Source organism: Microlunatus sp. YIM B11417, assembly GCF_059617205.1.
Genome location: NZ_JCAMPJ010000003.1, coordinates 665,404 through 682,965, shown reverse-complemented (window position 1 = coordinate 682,965; position 17,562 = coordinate 665,404). Strand labels below are relative to the sequence as shown.

15 protein-coding genes are annotated in these 17,562 nt (G+C 70.3%); 9 read left to right on the top strand and 6 right to left on the bottom strand.

All coding sequences use genetic code 11. From position 1 onward, the window contains the following. The first annotated feature begins 91 nt into the window (after positions 1–91). The 5 genes from AC6CCG_RS18320 to AC6CCG_RS18300 are packed head-to-tail and all read left to right on the top strand — an operon-like array spanning position 92 to position 6,809. A complete protein-coding gene (locus AC6CCG_RS18320; RefSeq protein WP_496656036.1) occupies positions 92–1,780 on the top strand; it encodes an ABC transporter substrate-binding protein in 1,689 nt (562 codons plus the stop codon). A 26-nt stretch (positions 1,781–1,806) separates the two neighbouring features. Then, positions 1,807–2,826 carry an ABC transporter permease gene (locus AC6CCG_RS18315; protein WP_496656035.1) on the top strand — a complete coding sequence of 340 codons (1,020 nt, stop codon included), beginning with the start codon at positions 1,807–1,809 and terminating at the stop codon, positions 2,824–2,826. Next, on the top strand, positions 2,823–3,728 hold the full coding sequence (locus tag AC6CCG_RS18310) for a carbohydrate ABC transporter permease (RefSeq protein ID WP_496656034.1): 906 nt from the start codon (positions 2,823–2,825) through the stop codon (positions 3,726–3,728). The genes AC6CCG_RS18315 and AC6CCG_RS18310 overlap by 4 nt, the downstream gene beginning before the upstream one ends. A gap of 49 nt (positions 3,729–3,777) precedes the next feature. Continuing rightward, positions 3,778–6,123: a beta-xylosidase/alpha-l-arabinosidase gene (locus AC6CCG_RS18305; RefSeq protein ID WP_496656033.1), complete on the top strand. Its 2,346-nt coding sequence runs from the start codon at positions 3,778–3,780 to the stop codon at positions 6,121–6,123. 5 nt (positions 6,124–6,128) lie between these two features. Then, complete coding sequence (locus AC6CCG_RS18300) at positions 6,129–6,809, top strand: hypothetical protein (protein ID WP_496656031.1); 681 nt, start codon at positions 6,129–6,131, stop codon at positions 6,807–6,809. 30 nt (positions 6,810–6,839) lie between these two features. Here AC6CCG_RS18300 and AC6CCG_RS18295 read toward each other — a convergent pair whose 3' ends face one another. From AC6CCG_RS18295 to AC6CCG_RS18285, 3 genes are read right to left on the bottom strand one after another with little or no spacing between them, the layout of a single operon-like run. Beyond that, the gene (locus AC6CCG_RS18295; protein WP_496656029.1) at positions 6,840–7,733 is read right to left on the bottom strand and encodes a phosphodiesterase; all 894 of its coding nucleotides are present in this window, start codon (positions 7,731–7,733) and stop codon (positions 6,840–6,842) included. Between the two features lie 33 nt (positions 7,734–7,766). Next, positions 7,767–8,579 (bottom strand): ABC transporter ATP-binding protein, encoded by an 813-nt coding sequence (locus AC6CCG_RS18290; RefSeq protein ID WP_496656028.1) that lies wholly within the window; start codon positions 8,577–8,579, stop codon positions 7,767–7,769. Then, on the bottom strand, positions 8,576–9,280 hold the full coding sequence (locus tag AC6CCG_RS18285) for a FadR/GntR family transcriptional regulator (protein ID WP_496656027.1): 705 nt from the start codon (positions 9,278–9,280) through the stop codon (positions 8,576–8,578). Before AC6CCG_RS18285 ends, AC6CCG_RS18290 begins: the two co-directional genes overlap by 4 nt. Positions 9,281–9,435: 155 nt before the next feature. Between AC6CCG_RS18285 and AC6CCG_RS18280 the strand changes: the two genes are divergently transcribed. The 3 genes from AC6CCG_RS18280 to AC6CCG_RS18270 all read left to right on the top strand — a co-directional run bounded on the left by AC6CCG_RS18280 (position 9,436) and on the right by AC6CCG_RS18270 (position 13,003). Then, positions 9,436–9,924, top strand: a complete 489-nt coding sequence (locus AC6CCG_RS18280) for an NfeD family protein (RefSeq protein ID WP_496656025.1) — start codon at positions 9,436–9,438, stop codon at positions 9,922–9,924. Positions 9,925–9,938: 14 nt separating this feature from the next. After that, the gene (locus AC6CCG_RS18275) at positions 9,939–11,483 is read left to right on the top strand and encodes a flotillin family protein (protein ID WP_496656024.1); all 1,545 of its coding nucleotides are present in this window, start codon (positions 9,939–9,941) and stop codon (positions 11,481–11,483) included. Positions 11,484–11,566: 83 nt separating this feature from the next. After that, positions 11,567–13,003 carry a S9 family peptidase gene (locus AC6CCG_RS18270; protein ID WP_496656023.1) on the top strand — a complete coding sequence of 479 codons (1,437 nt, stop codon included), beginning with the start codon at positions 11,567–11,569 and terminating at the stop codon, positions 13,001–13,003. A gap of 171 nt (positions 13,004–13,174) precedes the next feature. On the opposite strand, the gene AC6CCG_RS18265 is transcribed toward AC6CCG_RS18270, so the two are convergent. Further along, a complete protein-coding gene (locus tag AC6CCG_RS18265; RefSeq protein WP_496656021.1) occupies positions 13,175–13,933 on the bottom strand; it encodes an SDR family NAD(P)-dependent oxidoreductase in 759 nt (252 codons plus the stop codon). Between the two features lie 136 nt (positions 13,934–14,069). Between AC6CCG_RS18265 and AC6CCG_RS18260 the strand changes: the two genes are divergently transcribed. Beyond that, a complete protein-coding gene (locus AC6CCG_RS18260) occupies positions 14,070–14,930 on the top strand; it encodes an AraC family transcriptional regulator (RefSeq protein ID WP_496656020.1) in 861 nt (286 codons plus the stop codon). Here AC6CCG_RS18260 and AC6CCG_RS18255 read toward each other — a convergent pair whose 3' ends face one another. After that, positions 14,931–15,785 (bottom strand): hypothetical protein, encoded by an 855-nt coding sequence (locus tag AC6CCG_RS18255; RefSeq protein ID WP_496656019.1) that lies wholly within the window; start codon positions 15,783–15,785, stop codon positions 14,931–14,933. Further along, entirely contained in the window at positions 15,785–17,362 is a 1,578-nt protein-coding gene (locus AC6CCG_RS18250) for an alkaline phosphatase D family protein (protein WP_496656018.1), read from the bottom strand. The genes AC6CCG_RS18255 and AC6CCG_RS18250 overlap by 1 nt, the downstream gene beginning before the upstream one ends. Positions 17,363–17,562 lie beyond the last annotated feature (200 nt).

The window sequence follows — 17,562 nt, the reverse complement described above, 5'->3', positions numbered from 1 at the left end:
CTTAGATTCAGGGAAAGTATCGCATCGTGATCGAAACTTTCTGTCGTCGGTCGAGGGCCGACGGATCCGATCCATCTCAATGAGGAGAGCTATGTCAGACGTGTTCGGGCGAGGGCCGCTGCGAGCCAGCCGCCGACAGGTCCTCGGCTACTCGGCCGCGGCGGCCGGACTGATGGTCGCCGGCTGCAGTGCCGAAACGGGCGGCGGCGATCCCGGCGCCGACGATCTCGCGGGCAAGTCCAAGGGCGCGATGGAGGGGTTCGCGGCGGACACCCAGTTCAAGGCGACCGAGCCGTTCACCCTGTCGGTGCTCTGGACCGATTGGCCGGACCTGCCGGTCAAGGAATCGTGGACGTTCTTCAAGGAGATCGAGAAGCGCACCGGCGTCACTCTGGAGACCACGCACATCCCGTTCAGCGACGCGACCGAGAAGCGGAACCTCTTGATCAGCGCCGGCGACGCTCCGAGCGTCATTCCCCTGGTCTACACGGGCGAGGAGGAGTCGTTCGTCTCCTCCGGCGCGATCCTCCCGATGAGCGACTACGTCCAGCACATGCCCAACTTCAACAAGTACGTCCAGGAGTGGGACCTGGCCGAGATGATCACCCGGCTCAGGCAGTCCGACGGCAAGTCCTACATGGTGCCCGGGTTGCAGGAAGTGTCCGTCCCGGTGTTCACGGTGATCATCCGGAAGGACGTCTTCGACGAGGTCGGGGCAGCCGTCCCGCAGACCTGGGACGAGATGCGGACGGCGCTGCTCAAGATCAAACAGAAGTATCCGGACTCGAAGCCGCTCGCGGACGGCTTCGAGGGACAGTCGCTGCTCAACTACGCCTCGCACGCCTGGGGTGCCCGGGCCGGTTGGGGCTTCGGCGACGGCATGGTCGACGACGGCGCCGGCGGCCTCAAGTACACGGCGACCTCGCCGGAGTACAAGCAGATGGTGGAGTACTTCCGCGGACTGGTCGCCGATGATCTTGTCGACACCGAGTCCATGACCGCGTCGAACGACGGCGGCGGTGGCGGCAGCGTCGCGGAGAAGTTCGCGAACCACCGTGTCTTCGCCGCCTCCGGCTCGGCCGGGACGGCGATCGAGTTCGCCCAGGCCCTGGAACAGACGGTGGGCAAGGGCAAGTTCGAGGTGCTCCAGATCGCCCCGCCCGGCGGGCCCGCCGGCCAGGTGGTCGAGCCGCGGAACTTCTGGAACGGCTTCATGCTCAACTCCGAGATCAAGGACTCCGAGCACTTCCTGGCCACGCTGCAGTTCCTCGACTGGCTCTACTACAACCCGCAGGCCCGGGAACTGATCCGGTGGGGCGTCGAGGGCGAGACCTACACGAAGGGTGCCGACGGCAAGATCGCCCTGAAGCCGGAGTTCTCGCTCGACGCGTACAACCTCAACCCCAAGGGGAAGACCGACCTGCAGAAGGATCTCGGCTGGTCGAACGCCGTGTTCGCCGACTCGACGGAGTCGAGAGCGCTGAAGGAGTCCTACAACGCGCCCGAGTTCGTCAGCTACATCGACGCCGTGCTGTCCAGCCGGAAGCCGCGGGATCCGTACCCGCCGGCTCCGCTGAACGAGACCGAGCTCGAGCAGGCCTCCCTGATGGCGACCCCGTTGAAGGACACCGTCGACACCAACACGTTGAAGTTCATCCTCGGCGACCGCGACATCGCCGAGTGGGACAAGTACGTGGCGGAGCTGGAGGGCCAAGGTCTGCAGAACTATCTCGATCTGCTCAACGGGGCGCGGAAGCGTTTCGTCGAGCAGAACGGCTGAGGCCGCCGGCGGCGCGGAGCTGACTCATGGCGACCACACGAACGGACCTCGAACTCCGGTCCGGGACCGGCGCGGCACCGGCCGATCCGTCGGCCGGGCCGGGACCGGAGTTCCTCGGCCCACCCCGGCCGACCGGGCGCCGGCGGCGGAGCTGGCGGCAGGCGTTGCGACGCGACTGGCAGCTGTACGCGCTGGCGCTGCTGCCGTTGATCTTCTTCGTGATCTTCAAGTACGGGCCGATGCTCGGCAACGTGATCGCGTTCCGGCGGTTCCGGCCCGGCGGCAGCATCTTCGGCGAGCAATGGGTCGGGCTCCGCTACATCGAGATGTTCGTCGGCGACCCGGCCTTCTGGAAGGTGTTCGCGAACACCGCGATCCTCGGCGGCACCACCTTGATCGTCTGCTTCCCGTTGCCGATCCTGTTGGCGCTGATGCTCAACGAGGTCAGGAAGAAGGCGTTCAAGAAGGTGGTCCAGTCGATCACCTACCTGCCGCACTTCCTGTCCATCGTGATCGTCGCCGGCATGGTGCTGCAGCTGCTGTCGCTGCAGGGCACGGTCAACCAGATCATCGGGGCGTTCGGCGGCGAGCAGGTCGCGTTCATCCAGCGGCCCGAGTGGTTCCGAACGATCTACGTCGGCTCCGAGCTGTGGCAGACGCTCGGCTGGGGCACCATCCTCTACCTCGCCGCGCTGACCTCGATCGACGAAGCGCTCTACGAGGCGGCCAAGATCGACGGGGCCGGGCGGCTCCGGCAGACCTGGCACGTGACCCTGCCCGGGCTGCGCCCCGTCATGATCACACTGTTGATCTTGAACATCGGGACCTTCCTCAACGTCGGGTTCGAAAAGGTGCTGCTGCTGTACAACCCGTTGACGTACTCGACGGCCGACGTGATCTCGACCTACCTCTACCGGGTCGGGCTGATGTCGAACAACCTCAGCTACGCGGCCGCGATCGGCCTGTTCCAGGCGTTGATCGGCCTCGTCATGGTCCTGTCCGCGAATCTCATCGCGCGCCGAGTGGTGGGGACGAGCCTGTGGTGATCACCTCGACGACCCGTACCGCCGGAGTGAAGGACAGCGTCGGCTACCGCGCCTTCACGGTCCTGAACCTGATCTTGCTCGTGCTGCTCTGCGTGATCATGCTCTACCCGTTCATCACCGTACTGGCCCAGTCGTTCAGTTCGGCCGGCGCGATCAAGGCCGGCCAGGTGAGCTTCTGGCCGGTCGGCTTCAACGTCGACACGTACGTCGCCGTGATGTCGAACGGCACTTTCTGGCGCAACTACGGCAACACGATCCTGTACACCGTGGTCGGGACCGCCATCGCCATGACGCTCACGACGACCTACGCCTACGTCCTGTCGAAACAGCACCTCCGGGGCCGGGGCGCACTGATCGGCATCGCCGTGTTCACGATGTTCTTCAACGGCGGCCTGGTGCCCAACTACGTGTTGATCTCCGCTCTGGGGATGAAGAACACGATGTGGGCGATCGTCCTGCCCGGCGCCATCTCGGTGTTCAACCTGCTGGTGATGAAGGCGTTCTTCGAGAGCCTGCCGCAGGATCTCGAGGAGGCCGCGCAGATCGACGGCCTCAACTGGTTCGGCATCTTCGTCCGGATCGTGCTGCCGCTGTCGAAGGCGGTGATCGCGACGATGGTGCTGTTCTACTCGGTGGCCTTCTGGAACGACTGGTTCGCGGCGTTCCTGTACCTGGACAAGAGCGAGCTCTTCCCGGTCACCCTGTTCCTGCGGAACCTGATCGCCGGCGCCTCGACGACGGCGTCCGAGGGCGCCGCCGCGGCCGGCACGACGACCGCGATGGTGGCGTCGAACATCCAGGCCGTGACAATGATCCTCACGGTGATCCCGATCTTGTGCGTCTACCCCTTCGTCCAGCGCTACTTCGTCTCCGGCGTGATGCTCGGATCGATCAAGGGATGACGAGGAAGCAGTTCCGACCAGACCCGCCACACGAACGGAAATGATCACCATGCCCGCTGACCGCCCGGATGCCGCGACCGACCCGAACGGCGCGCCGTGGCACGACCGCAGCCTGAGCGGTGCGGACCGTGCCGCGGCCCTGGTGGCCGAGATGAGACTCGAGGAGAAGACCGGCCAACTGGTGGGCATCTGGGTCGGGGCCGACGCGGCCGGCGGCGATGTGGCGCCGCACCAGGGTGACCTGACCAAGGACGTACCGCCGTTCGCCGAGGTGATCGAGAACGGACTGGGTCAGCTGACCCGCCCGTTCGGCACCCAGCCCGTCGATCCGCGTCTCGGCGCCCGGTCCCTGGCCCGCGCGCAACGGCAGGTGATGGCGGCCAATCGGTTCGGCATTCCCGCCCAGGTGCACGAGGAATGCCTGGCCGGCTTCGCGGCCTGGGGCGCGACCGCCTACCCGGTCCCGCCGGCCTGGGGCGCGGCCTTCGACCCGGACCTGGTCCGGGAGATGGCGGAGGAGATCGGCGCGACGATGCGGTCGGTCGGGGTGCACCAGGGCCTGGCTCCGGTGCTCGACGTGGTCCGGGACTATCGCTGGGGCCGGGTCGAGGAGGCCGTCGGCGAGGATCCGTACCTGGTGGGCACCATCGGCGCCGCGTACGTCAGCGGTCTGGAGAGCACCGGCATCGTGGCGACGCTCAAGCACTTCGCCGGCTACTCCGGGTCCCGGGCCGGGCGCAACCACGCGCCGGTCTCGGCGGGGCCGCGGGAGTTCGCCGAGGTGTTCCTGCTCCCGTTCGAGATGGCGTTGCACCTCGGCGGGGCCCGGTCGGTGATGAATTCGTACGCCGAGGTCGACGGGGTGCCCGCCGCCGGCGACCGGCGGCTGCTGACCGAGCTGCTGCGCGGCGACTGGGGGTTCGACGGTGTCGTGGTGGCGGACTACTTCGCGGTGACCTTCCTGCGGACGCTGCACCGGGTCGCCGGCTCGGACGGTGCCGCCGCCGGCCGCGCGCTGTGGGCCGGGATCGACGTGGAGCTGCCGACCGTTTCGGCGTACGGCCTGCCGCTGGTCGAGGCCGTCCGGGCCGGGGAGGTGGACGAGGCCCTGGTCGACCGCGCGGTGCAGCGGGTGCTGGAACAGAAGATCGAGCTCGGCCTGATCGACACCGACTACGACCCGGTCCCGACCGAGGAGCCGAACCTGGACAGCGACCGGGGTCGCGAGCTCGCCCTCCGGCTGGCCCGCGAATCCGTCGTCCTGCTGGCCAACGACGGTACGCTGCCGCTGGCGCCGGACCGCCGGGTCGCCGTGATCGGGCCGCTCGCCGACGACCCGTACGCGATGCTCGGCTGCTACTCCTTCCCCTCGCACGTCGGGGTGAAGCATCCGGATTCGGGCCTGGGGATCGACATCCCCACCGTCCTCGGCGAGCTCGCCGCTCGGCGCGAGGTGATCGGGCCCGCCGCCGGCTGTGCGGTGAGCGACAAGGGCCGGGACGGGTTCCCGGCGGCCGTCGAGCTGGCCGCGGCGGCCGATGTCGCGGTCGTCGTGCTCGGCGACCGGGCCGCGATGTTCGGGCGCGGCACCTCGGGCGAGGGGTCCGACGCGGTCGATCTGCGGCTCCCCGGCGAGCAGAAGGCGCTGGCGGAGGCCGTCCTGGCGACCGGCACTCCGGTGGTCCTGGTCCTGCTGACCGGCCGGCCGTACGCGCTCGGCGCCCTCGCCGACCGGTGTGCCGCCATCGTTCAGGCCTTCTTCCCCGGCCAGCGCGGCGGGCCGGCGGTGGCCGAGGTGCTCACCGGCGAGATCAACCCGAGCGGCCACCTGCCGATGGCCGTCCCCCGCGTGCCGGGTGGGCAGCCGGGGACCTACCTGACTCCCCCGCTGGGCCTGAGCTCCGGTGTCTCCGGACTCGATCCGACCCCGCTGTACCCGTTCGGCCACGGGCTCTCGTACGGCTCGCTGCGGTGGCAGCCGGTGGACGACCCGGGTGCGGACTGGCCGGTCGACGGCACCACGACGATCGCGGTCGTGCTGGAGAACGCCGACGATCGGCGGATCGACGACGTGATCCAGGTCTATCTGCACGATCCGGTGGCGCAGGTGACCAGGCCCGACCAGCGGCTCGTCGCCTACCAGCGGGTGTCGCTCGAGCCCGGCGCCCGGGTCCGGGTGGAGTTCGGATTGCATGCCGACCTGACCTCGTTCATCGGGCTCGACGGCGAGCGGATCGTCGAGCCGGGCGACGTCGAGCTCCGCATCGCCCGGTCCAGCACCGACCACCATGCCGTGATCCGCCGGACGCTCGTCGGAGCCGAGCGCCGTACCGGTGACGACCGGGAACTCTTGGCTCGCGCGACCGTGTACGAGCTCGATCGCGGCCATCCGTGATGATCATGACCGAGCAGCGCGACGAGGTCGGCCGGGGCATCCTCGCCCGGGCCTCAGCGCTCGTCTACCGCTATCTCGTCCTCGGCGTCTTCCTCGCCCTGCTCGGGGCGCCCACCCTGGTCGTCTGGACGCTGCTGGTGCCGAGCGTCGGCAACGCCGCGCTGTTCGTCGCCGCCCTGGCGCCGGTCGCGCCGGCCCTTTCCGCGGCCCTGTACGCGCAGCGGGACTGGTCCCGGTCGCCGGATCTGAACCCCGGCCGCGCCCTCTGGCGGGGACTGCAGACGAACCTGGTCGACACGCTGAAGTGGTGGCTGCCGGTCCTGGCCGTGGCCGCGGTGCTCACGATCAACGTCGCGCACGCCGACACGGTCGCCGGCGGCCAGGTGCTCCGGCCGATCTACCTGGTCCTGCTCGCCGTCCTCGCCCTCTGGTCCGGCCACCTGCTCGCGGTCTCCGCGTACTTCTCGTTCCGGACCAGGGATGCCGTACGGGTCGCCGCCGCCGAGCTGGCCCAGTGGCGGGCGACGCTCGGGCTCGCCGCGCTGCTGGTGGTCGCCGTCGCGACGGTGGTGCTGACCTCCGAGGCCGTCCTGCTGGCGACGGGGTGGGCGTTCGCCGGGCTGCTCCGGCTGGTGCTGCGCCCGGTGGAGGCCGACGTCACGGCCCGCTTCGTCCGGCCGGGCTGACGCCCGGCCGGCGTGCTGGGTCCGAAAGGGTCAGCGGGCCTTGCGGGAGAAGGCCTCGTCCCGTTCCGCTGGGGTCATCGCCGCGAGCTCGGCCACGAACTCCGCCGAGTAGGCCGAGACCGGCTCGGCGGACTCGATCGGCACCACCGAGTGGACGATCCGGTCGCCGTACACGTCCACCAGGGAGAAGGCGTGGTTCAGGTCGACGCCGTCGAAGCGACGCTCGCCCGGCAGCGGATCGATCGTGTAGCAGGACGCGGCGGCCACCGACACCGGGACGCCGGCGAAGGTGCCGAAGGTCGAGTAGTGCAGGTGGCCGGCCAGGATCGCCCGGACATCGGTGCCGGTGATCACCTCGGCCAGCCGGTCCGCGGCCCGGAGCTCCACCAGGCCCATCAGCGTGACCCGGGTCGGCAGCGGCGGGTGGTGCAGGGCCAGGATCGTGCCCTGCGGCGCCGGCTCGGCCAGGGTCTCGGCAAGCCGGTCGAGTTGATCATCGGTGAGTTCACCGTGGTGGTAGCCGGGCACGGTCGAGTCGAGCGCGATCACGCGCAGCCCGCCGATCATCAGCGTCCGGTCCAGCGGCTCGTCGGTCGCTGTACCCCAGAGCCGGGACGAGAACGGGCGTCGCACGTCGTGGTTGCCCATCACCCAGAGCAGTTCGGCACCGAGATCGGCCGCCGCCGGTTCGATGAGCGCGGCCACCCGTTCGTACGCCTCGGGCTCGCCCAGGTCGGCCACGTCGCCGGTGATCACGATCAGGTCGGCTCGCCCGAGCTCGGTGCGCAGCCGGTCCAGCGCTCGCCGCAGTCCGCGGTCGGTGTCGACCTTGCCGAACAGCGGACCATGATCAGCAAGGAAGTGGGTGTCGCTCAGGTGCACCAGCGTGTGGTCGGGCTCCGGGTACTGGCTGAAGGTGGTCACGCCCCGATTCTGACCGATCCGCCGACGGCCCGATCAGGCGGCGTCGCGCGTCGGCCGGCCGGACCGTACCGCCCGCGCCGTCCATCGGCCGTCGGCCCGGTCGACCTTGATCGGGTGGCCGAACGCCTCGCTGATCGTCGCCGTCGTGACGGCCTCGGCGATCGGGCCGGCGGCCACGACGCGACCCCGGCTGATCACCAGGGCGTGCGAGGTCGACTCCGGCAACTCCTCCAGGTGATGGGTGACCAGGACGGAAGCACGATCCCCACCGGTCCGGGCCAGCTCGTCGATGGTCTCCAGGAGCTGTTCCCGGGCCGCTACGTCCAGCCCCGTGGTCGGCTCGTCGAGCAGGAGCAGCCGCGGCCCGGGCATCAGGGCCCGCGCGATCAGGACCCGGCCCCGCTCGCCCTGCGACAGCGTGGTCCAGCGGGCGTCGCCGCGGCCGGCGAGCCCGACCAGCTCGATCAACTCCTGGGCCCGCTGCCGCTGCTCCGGGGCCGGGCTCCAGCGCAGCGGCAGCTCGACGGACCCGGTCGCGCCGGTGATCACGACGTCCTCGAGACCGAGCGGTGACCGCAGCGGGTGCCGCGGATCGACGTGACCGATCGAACGGCGCAGCCGCTGCAACTCCACCCGGCCGAGCCGCTGACCGAGCACCTCGACGGTGCCGCTGGTCGGGTGACTGAGCGCCCCGCACAGCCCGAGGACGGTGCTCTTGCCGGCACCGTTCGGGCCGAGCAGAGCCCAGTGCTCCCCCGGCCGCACGGTCAGGTCGATCCCGTCCAGGATCTGGGTCGTGCCGCGCCGGAACGTGACGCCGCTCAGCTCCAAGATCGTTTCGGTCACGCGAACGTCTCCTTCAAGGTGTCCAGGTGGGACCGGCTCAGCCGCGCCGCGGCGTCGGCGTCCCGGTCGATCACGGCGGCGACCAGGTCGGCGTGCTCCGGATGATCTTCGAGCGGCCGTCTCCTGGTCTGCAGCCGGAGCAGTTCGATCATGGCCTGCCGGAGTCGCGGCACGAAGCCGTCGTACAGGTCGACCATGATCACGTTGTGGGCCGCCGCGACGACGGCCCGGTGCAGGGCGAGGTCCGCGTCGACGAGGGCCGCGACACCGGAGCCGTCCCGGCCCGCCGCCCGGTCGGCCAGGTCCCGTTCGGCCTGTCCCCGCTCGGCCAGAGCCCGCCGCAGTTTCCGTACGTCGGCCGGGGTGCGCCGCTGCGCCGCGAGGGCGGCCGACTCGGACTCGATCGCGATCCGGGTCTCGATCACCTGCCGGATCCCGGCCCGGCGCAGCATCGCGTCCCAGTCCTCGGGTACGTCGACGGCGGTCACGAACACTCCGGCGCCCTGGCGCGGCTGGAGCACGCCGCGGCCGGCCAGGTCGCGGATCGCCTCCCGTACCGTCGAACGGCCGACGCCGAGCTCCGCCGCCAGGGTGGTCTCCCCCGGCAGCTTCCGCCCGAGTTCCCATTCACCGGCCCGCACCCGGTCCAGCAACTGCGCGGCGGCACGCCGGGCCAGTGGCTCGCGTTCGGGTCGCGCCATGATCGCCGCCTCTCGGAATTCCCGGACAACTTGTCTGAGGAGTTGAGAGCATAACGGTTCGCTCCGATCCGTCGGTGCGGCCCCACGGGGTGACCTGGATACCCCTAGGATTCGGGCATGGTGCCGCCCCCTTCCGACTGCCCGCCAGGTCAGCCGTGATCGTCTTCCTGATCATCGGTGGGGTCGGCGTTGCCTTGTTGCTGCTGTTCCTGGTCGTCGGCGATCTGCTCGACGGGCTGCTCGACTTCGCCGGTGACCTGCTGTCCGGGGCGGCGCTCGCGGGACTGCTCGGCGCGTTCGGCTTCGTCGGCGCGTTGATCTTGGGCCTGTCCGACAGCCTCGGTTGGGCGATCGGCGGCGGCATCGTCGCGGGATTGCTGGTCGGCCTCGCGGCGGGGTGGCTGTCGCTGCAACTGCGCCGCGGCGGTGATCATTCCACGGTCCGTACGCCTTCGCTGGTGGGCCGGCAGGCCGTGGTGATCAACCCGATCCCGTCCGACGGCTACGGCGAGGTGCGGATCGTCGCCGCCGGCCAGATCACGAAGCTCAACGCCCGCTCGGTGGAGCCCATCGAAGCGGGTGCGTCTGTGTACATCACGGCCGTGCTCTCCGCCACCTCGGTGTCGGTGGCACGGCTGAACTGAGGAAGAAGTTGATCATGATCATATCGTCCACGGTGATCTCCATCATCGGCCTGGTGGCCGTCCTGGTGTTGCTCGCCATCCTCGTCGCGTCGCGCTACAAGGTGGCGGGACCGAACGAGGCCTACATCGTCACCGGCCGCAAGGGCAAGCCGGTCAAGAACGTCGAGACCGGCGAGATCTCCACCGACCTGTCCGGCCAGAAGGTCGTCATGGGCGGCGGCATGTTCGTCGTCCCGTTCGTCCAGAAGCTGCACATCCTCGACCTGTCCAGCCGCCGCATCATGGTGCAGATCCGCGGTGCCGTGTCCGGCCAGGGCATCAAGCTGAACCTGGACGGGGTCGCGATCGTCAAGGTCGGCGGCAACGAGGACTCGATCCGCGCCGCCGCGCAGCGGTTCCTCACCCAACAGGACGAGATCGAGACGTTCACCCAGGAGACGCTGGCCGGCTCGCTGCGCTCGATCGTCGGTTCCCTTTCGGTGGAACAGATCATCCGGGACCGGGCCGCGTTCGCGCAGCGGGTCGCCGACGAGTCGGAGTCCTCGCTGACCGGCCAGGGCCTGGTGCTGGACACGTTCCAGATCCAGGACATCACCGACGAGGGCAGCTACCTTTCTGATCTTGGTCGGCCGGAAGCGGCCCGGATCGGCCAGGTCGCCGCCATCGCCGAGGCTGCGGCCCGGCAGGAGGCCGAGCAGGCTCAGCTGCGGGCCGAGGAGCAGATCGCCATCTCCAACCGGCAGCTGGCGCTGAAGCAGGCCGAGATCAAGTCCGAGACCGATGCGGCTCAGGCGCAGGCCGCGGCGGCCGGTCCGCTCGCCCAGGCCGATCGCGATCAGGCGATCCTGACCGAGCAGGAGAAGGTCGCCGTACGCCAGGCGGCGCTGAAGGAACGCCAGCTCGACACCGAGGTCCGCAAGCCCGCCGACGCCGAGCGGTATCGGGTGGAGACCGAGGCCCAGGGCCGCCGCAACGCCGAGATCCTCGAGGCCGAAGCCCGCAAGGCCGCCGCCATCGCGGACGCCGAGGCGCAGGCCGAGGCCTCCCGGCTCACCGGTGAGGGCGACAAGTCCCGCCGCGCCGCCCTCGCCGAGGCGGAGGCGATCGAGGGTGCCAAGCGCGGCGAGGCCGAGAAGGCCCGCCGGATCGCCGAGGCCGACGCGGTACGGGCCGAGGGCGACGCCGAGGCCGCCGCGATCCAGGCCAAGGGCCAGGCCGAGGCGGACGCGATGGACAAGCGGGCCGCCGCCTTCGCCGCCTACAACGACGCCGCCGTGCTGCAGATGCTGATCGAGGTCCTGCCTCAGGTGGCCCGCGAGGTGGCCGCCCCGATGGGCACGATCGACAAGCTCACCGTCATCTCCACCGACGGCGCCGGTGCGATGCCGAAGCAGGTCACCAACGGCGTCGTGCAGACCCTGGAGATGTTGAAGAACACCACCGGTGTCGATCTCGAGACCCTGGTCCGCCGCTACACCGAACGCGACCCGGAGGCCACCGCCCCGGTGACCGTGACCGCTCCGGCCACGGTCGACGGAGCGGTGCCGGGCCACGCGTAACGCGTAACGCCCCTGAGCCGGGCCGGTCTCCTGACGGAGGCCGGCCCGGTTCGCTGGCTGCTGATCATGGCTAGGGTGAGCCGGTGCGGAGTCGAGCGACGGTGCGCTTCTGGGGTACGGACCGGGTCGTGATCCAGGAACCGTCCGGTTGGCGGGTGCTCAGCTGGCCGGAGGCGCGGCTGCTGGCCGACGGTGCCGGACGGTTGATCACCGGGCCGGGCGGCCGGTCGGCCGTGATCGAGACGGGGAGCTTGATCACGGACGGGATCCCGGTGCCCGCTCCCGGCCCGGTCACCGACGCCGCCTGGGACGGACCCGAGGGGTTCGTCGCGATCCTGGACCGGTGCGAGCTCTGGTGGCTGCCGCTCGCGGGTCCGGCCCGACTGCTCCACCGAGGCTCGGATCCGTTGCATGACCCGGTCGGTCTCGGCAGCCGGGTCGGATTCGGTCGGTACTCCTCCTCCGGCCTGCCCGGCGTGGTTCTGGAGGCGCCCGACCTCCGGCGTCCGCTGGTGATCGACCGGTCCGGCGACGGGTTGGCCGACCGGCTGCCCGGGGTCGACGGCTGGGTGGATGCGGTCGTCCCGTCGCCCGCTGATCCGGCTCGGCTGGCGTTCCAGCACACCGCGCTGCCGGGTCCGTACACGTTCCGGCTCGGCGTTCTTGATCATGGCGAGCCCCGCTTTCCCTTGCCCGACGACGATCTGCGCAGTACGGGAGTCAGGCCGGTCTGGTCGCCGGACGGCGCCGTGCTCGCCACGGCCGCGCTGCAGGGCATCCGTGGCGGGATCGCCGGCTGCGCTCCGGACGGCGGTGCTCCGCGCTGGTTGGCGCCGCCCGAGGGAGTCCACGTCAGCCCGGCGCCGACGGCCGGTGGCGGCTGTCTCAGCGTCTGGCAGGATCTCGGCACCCGTCCGTCCGTCGTCCTGACCACGCCCACCGGCCGCACGTCATGGGCGCCGTTGCAGGACGGCCCCGACTGGTGGCCCGACCGGCCGGCCCAGCTGTTCCGCTGGCAGTCCGGCGCGGACGAACTCGAGGGACTCGTGCTCACTCCGCCCGGCCCCGGGCCGCACCCGCTGGTGATCGATCTGCACGGCGGACCGGACAACATGACCCTGCAGGCCTCGCTGAGCTCGTACGCGGTGCCGCTGGATACCTGGGTGCGGGAGGGCTTCGCGGTGTTCGCCCCCGACTATCGAGACAGCGGCATCCTCGGCTTCGAGGCCAAGCGGGCCGCCGGACGGTTCGAGCCGGGTGCCCGGACCTCGCACGACGACGTGATCGCCGGCCTTGATCAACTTCTGGCCGACGGCGTCGCTGAGCCGGAACGGCTTCACCTCTTCGGCTTCAGCATGGGCGGCCTGGTCGGCGGTCACGTCATCGCCCGTGATCACCGGATCCGGTCCGCGGCCTTCTGGGACCCGGCCAGCTCGGCGGGTCGGCCACCGAGGTGCCGGAGGTCTGGCGCCGGATCTCCCTGCAGCCGTTGGCCTCCCGGACCACGACCCCCGTGTTGATCATGAGTTCCGGGGATCCTGACCGGGTGGCCGCGCGAACGCACGCGCGGTGGAGCAGCAGCCTTCCCCACTCCGAGTTCCGGTCGTTCCCGGACCAGGAACACACGCCGTCGCCCGGACACCGGGCCGAGATCGTCCGCCACTCGGTGGCCTGGTTCCGGGCCCCCCGCCTCAGAGGTCGTAGCCGCCGGAGGCCTCCAGGTCCTGGCCGGTGATCCAGCGGGCGTCGTCGCGGACCAGGAACGCGATCACCGCGCCGACGTCCTCCGGCTCGCCGATCCGGCCGAAGACCGACCGCGCAGCCTGCGCCGGGATCAACTCCGGGAACCGGCTGAAGGCGTCGTCACCCAGCCGGGTCCGGGTGACCCCCGGCGACACCGAGTTCACCCGGATCCCGCGGCCGGCGAGTTCCTTGGCCAGATAGCGGGTCTGCACCACCAGGCCGCCCTTCATCGTCGCGTACGCGGTGTAACCGATCGAGATGCCGGTCGCGTGGGTCGAGGAACTCGTCGTGTTGACGATCGCACCGCCGTCCTTGATCAACGGGAGCAAGGCCCGGGTCAGGAAGAACGGACCCTTGAGCAGCACGTCGTGCAGCGCGTCCCACAGTTCCTCGGTCGTCTCCTCGATCGAAGCCTGCCGGCCGAACCCGGCGTTGTTGATCAAGGCCGTCAGTCGGTCGGCGCCCCAGGTCGAGGCGAGCGTCTCCGCGACCCGGTCCCGGAACGCTCCGAAGCCGGCGCTGTCCCCGACGTCGAGCGGCAGGGCCACGGCCCGGCCACCGAGCCGTTCGATCTCGGCCACCGTTTCGGCGGCGCCCTCGGGATGACTGCGGTAGGTGATGATCACCCCCGCTCCGTTGCGGGCGAGCTCGATCGCCGCCGCTTGCCCGATTCCCGCACTGCCGCCGATCACCAGGGCGATCTGCATGGATCCTCCTTCACTCGTCACCATGCAGCCAGTCAACCGATCCGGCGGTGCCTGCCCTAGCGTGATCGAGTCGATCTCTTGCCTGATCCTGCATAATTCTCGACCGCGAGGCTCAACAGCGTGCTTGACTGGATCCATGCAGGTGGACGAGATCGGCCGGTTGATCGCGCGGCACGCCGGTGAGCTGACGGCGATCACCGACGGGGCGGTCGTCTCCAAGATCATCAGGTCCGGCGCGCCGGAGATCTCGATCACCGACACGGCCTTCGTCCTGATGGTCCAGGGTGCCAAGCGGATGTCCGTCGGTGATCAGGTGTACGAGTACCGCGCCGGACAGTGCCTGGTCACGTCGATCGACGTACCGGTCACCGGGCACTTCGTCGGTGTCGACCGCCACCGGCCCGCGCTCGGCTTCGCGCTGACCCTCCGCCCGGCCGTGATCGCCGACCTGCTGCTGCAGAACCCGCCGTTGCGACGCCGGCCGACCGGGTCCGGAATCGCCATCGCCGACGCCGCGCCGGAGCTCATCGACGCGGTCGGCCGGATGGTGCGCCTGCTCGAGCGACCCCGGGATCGAGCCGTGCTCGGCCCACTGCTGGAACGGGAGCTGCACTGGCTGGTGCTGACCGGGCCGCTCGGCGGCCCGGTCCGGCAACTCGGGCTCGCCGACAGCACGCTCAGCCGGATCCGGAGCGCCGTCGGCTGGATCCGTGATCACCTGGCCGAACCGTTCCGGGTCGAGGAGCTCGCTCGCCGGGCCGGGATGAGCCCGTCCGCCTTCCACCGCAGCTTCCAGGCGATCACCGCGCTCAGCCCGATCCAGTACCAGAAGCAGCTCCGGCTCCAGGAGGCTCGGATCCGGCTGCTCGCCGACCCGGCCGACATCGCCGGCGCCGCCTACACCGTCGGGTACGCCAGTGCCTCCCAGTTCAGCCGTGAGTACCGCCGCCGGTTCGGTGCGCCGCCGTCCGCCGACATCGCCCGGCTGCGGTCCTGATCAGCCGTCGAGTTGGTACAGGCCGACGGCGTCCCAGGCCACCCAGCCGCCCTGGGCCAGGGTGAAGGTGATCTTGTTCGCGCCGGTCCGGAACACATCCGGCGGCAGTTCGAATTCGTCGTAGGACGGGATCAGCGGGCTGCCGGGCAGATTGGCATCGCCCTGCCGGGAGCCCTGGGTGCCGCCGATGATCAACTCCAGCTGCTCCACCGCTTGATCGTTGATCAGCAGATCGAGCCGGCCGGCGAGGCGGGTGGTGTCGACCAGCCAGAGCGCCAGCGCCGGCCGGGTCGGAGCCGCCGCCAGGTCCACGGTCCAGTGCAGCGTGTAGCTCTTGCGACCGGCCCAGGCGTCGCCCGGACCGGGCAGCAGGTACGGCCAGCGTTCGGCGGCGTCGGGTCCGTGCGCGACATCGATCACCGCGCCCGGGTATGCGGTCGGGATCGACGCGTAGCTGCCCGGCGCGTACTTCAGTTCCAGGGTCCGGCCGTCGAACGCGCCGACGACGGCGAGCGGCGTGCCGGAGTGGCTGATCGAGGTCGTCGAGCTGCCGGTCACGACCGCCGACGGGCGCGAGCGGCTGCCGGCGGCGTCGACCGTCACCACGAGATAGGTCCAGGTCTCCCCCGCCGCCGACCGGCCGCGATGTTCCCAGCGCGGATAGACCGACTTCGCGAGCAGCAGCTCGGCGGGCAGGCCGCGCAGCTTCCGCTCCGCCGCCCGGCCCTCGGCCTGGATCCCGTACACCCGATAGTGATCGACGACCGTGCTCCAGGGCAGCGGCTGCCAGCCGACCGTGATCGTCCGCAGCGCGCCGGTGATCTTGAGCCCGGTGACGGGATCGGGTCCTGCCATCAGGATGCTCCTTCGATCTGGTCCAGTCGCGAGGTGCCGTCGGGCGTTGCGAAGGTCGCGACCACCCGGCGGTCCGCGGTGTCGTCCTCCTCGATCCAATCCACGCAGACGTAGCTGGCCGTCAGCCGCTCCGGGGTGATCTTGGTCAGGACGTAGCCGCGGCGGGCGTGATAGAAGCGCACGTACGGATAGCGCAGCCAGTCGTCGGCGTAACCGTCGGTCTCCGCGCCGTCGCCGTCGGACGCGATGGAACTGCAGATCAGTTCGATCGCGATCTTCGCCCCGTCCGGGTCGGCGGGGTCTGCCGGCACCTCGGCGGCGACGGCGCGGTGGATGTCGCCGGTCAGTACGACGGGGTTCGAGACTCCGTCCAGCGACGTGATCAACCGCTGGCGAGCGGCAGGGAAGGCATCCCAGGAGTCGAGCTCGGAGTCCGGCCGGACCGGGATCAGGGTGACGGAGTTGCCGATCACGTTCCAGCGGGCCGTGGATCCCTGCAGCTTCTCGTGCAGCCAGCGTTCCTGGGTCTCGCCGAGCATGGTCCGCTTCGGGTCGTGGCGGTTGTCGGCGGTCGGCGGCCGGTCGCGGTACTGCCGGCCGTCGATCAACATCAGCCGGGCCAGCGAACCGACGTCGTAGCTGTCGTAGAGCGAGGTGCTCGGGCCTTCGGGGAGCAGGTCGATCGACACCGGCAGGTTCTCGTAGAACGCGCGATAGGCGACGGCGATCCGGTGCACGAACAGGTCGGTCGGGATGCCGTCGTTGCTGTGCCGCGCGGCGTAGCCGTTCTCGACTTCATGATCATCCCAGGTGAACACCCAGGCGGCCCGGGCGTGCGCCGCCTGCAGGTGCGGATCGGCCTTGAACCTGGCGTACCGCAGCCGGTACTGCTCGAGGGTCTCGGTCTCGACCTCCTCGGGCTCGGTGACCGCGACGCCCTGGCGCCACAGGTTGTAGCCGTCGACGATCCCGTACTCGTAGATGTAGTCGCCGAGGAAGATCACCAGATCGAGGTCGGCCTCGTCCGCGAGGTGCCGGTGCGCGGTGAAGTGGCCGTGATACCAGGCCTGACAGGACGCCGACGCGAAGGTGAACTTCTCCGGCTCGGTGCCGGCCGCCGGGAGGGTACGGAAGCGGCCGACCGGGCTGGTGCGGTCGGCGACCCGGAAGCGGTACCAGTACGTCGTCGCCGGCTCGAGGCCGGTCACCTGCGGGTGAACGGCGTGGGCCAGGGCCGGCTGCGCGAGCGCCGAGCCGCGTCGGACGATGGTGTCGAAGTCCTGATCGACCGCGACCTCCCAGCGGACCGTGACGTCCTCCTGCGGCATCCCGCCGTGCCCGTCGGCCGCCAGCGGCTCGGGCGCCAGGCGGGTCCACAGCACCATGCCGCGATCGCTCGGGCTGCCGGACGCGACGCCGAGCGTGAACGGGTCGGCCGGCAGCGGCTCCGCCTCCGCGTCCGGCGCGTTCACCCCGAGCGCCAGCATCGCGGCGCTGACCCCGCCTGCCTGCAACAGCAGCCGGCGGCTGAGCCGAGGATCCCGCGGGTGGGCATGATCAACAGGGTCCGGTGGCACGCTCAGCTCCCTTGGTCCGATCTCCGGGTCCCCGAGGAGCGTGGCGCCGGAACGATCACCAACACGATGCGGACCTGCATAGTAAAAAGATCACCGGCATCCCGTCCAGCGGGTCGCCGCCGGGCGGAACCGGCGGATCCGGTGTCGTGATCAAGTGATGGCGACACACGATCAACCGCAACGGCGCTCCGGCGACGATC

Excerpts from the sequence above, each read along its gene's own strand:
- AC6CCG_RS18320 (WP_496656036.1), top strand. The coding sequence starts at position 92 with ATGTCAGACGTGTTCGGGCGAGGGCCGCTGCGAGCCAGCCGCCGACAG.
- AC6CCG_RS18315 (WP_496656035.1), top strand. The coding sequence starts at position 1,807 with ATGGCGACCACACGAACGGACCTCGAACTCCGGTCCGGGACCGGCGCG.
- AC6CCG_RS18305 (WP_496656033.1), top strand. The coding sequence starts at position 3,778 with ATGCCCGCTGACCGCCCGGATGCCGCGACCGACCCGAACGGCGCGCCG.
- AC6CCG_RS18300 (WP_496656031.1), top strand. The coding sequence starts at position 6,129 with ATGACCGAGCAGCGCGACGAGGTCGGCCGGGGCATCCTCGCCCGGGCC.
- AC6CCG_RS18285 (WP_496656027.1), bottom strand. The coding sequence starts at position 9,280 with ATGGCGCGACCCGAACGCGAGCCACTGGCCCGGCGTGCCGCCGCGCAG.
- AC6CCG_RS18275 (WP_496656024.1), top strand. The coding sequence starts at position 9,939 with ATGATCATATCGTCCACGGTGATCTCCATCATCGGCCTGGTGGCCGTC.
- AC6CCG_RS18265 (WP_496656021.1), bottom strand. The coding sequence starts at position 13,933 with ATGCAGATCGCCCTGGTGATCGGCGGCAGTGCGGGAATCGGGCAAGCG.
- AC6CCG_RS18260 (WP_496656020.1), top strand. The coding sequence starts at position 14,070 with ATGCAGGTGGACGAGATCGGCCGGTTGATCGCGCGGCACGCCGGTGAG.
- AC6CCG_RS18255 (WP_496656019.1), bottom strand. The coding sequence starts at position 15,785 with ATGGCAGGACCCGATCCCGTCACCGGGCTCAAGATCACCGGCGCGCTG.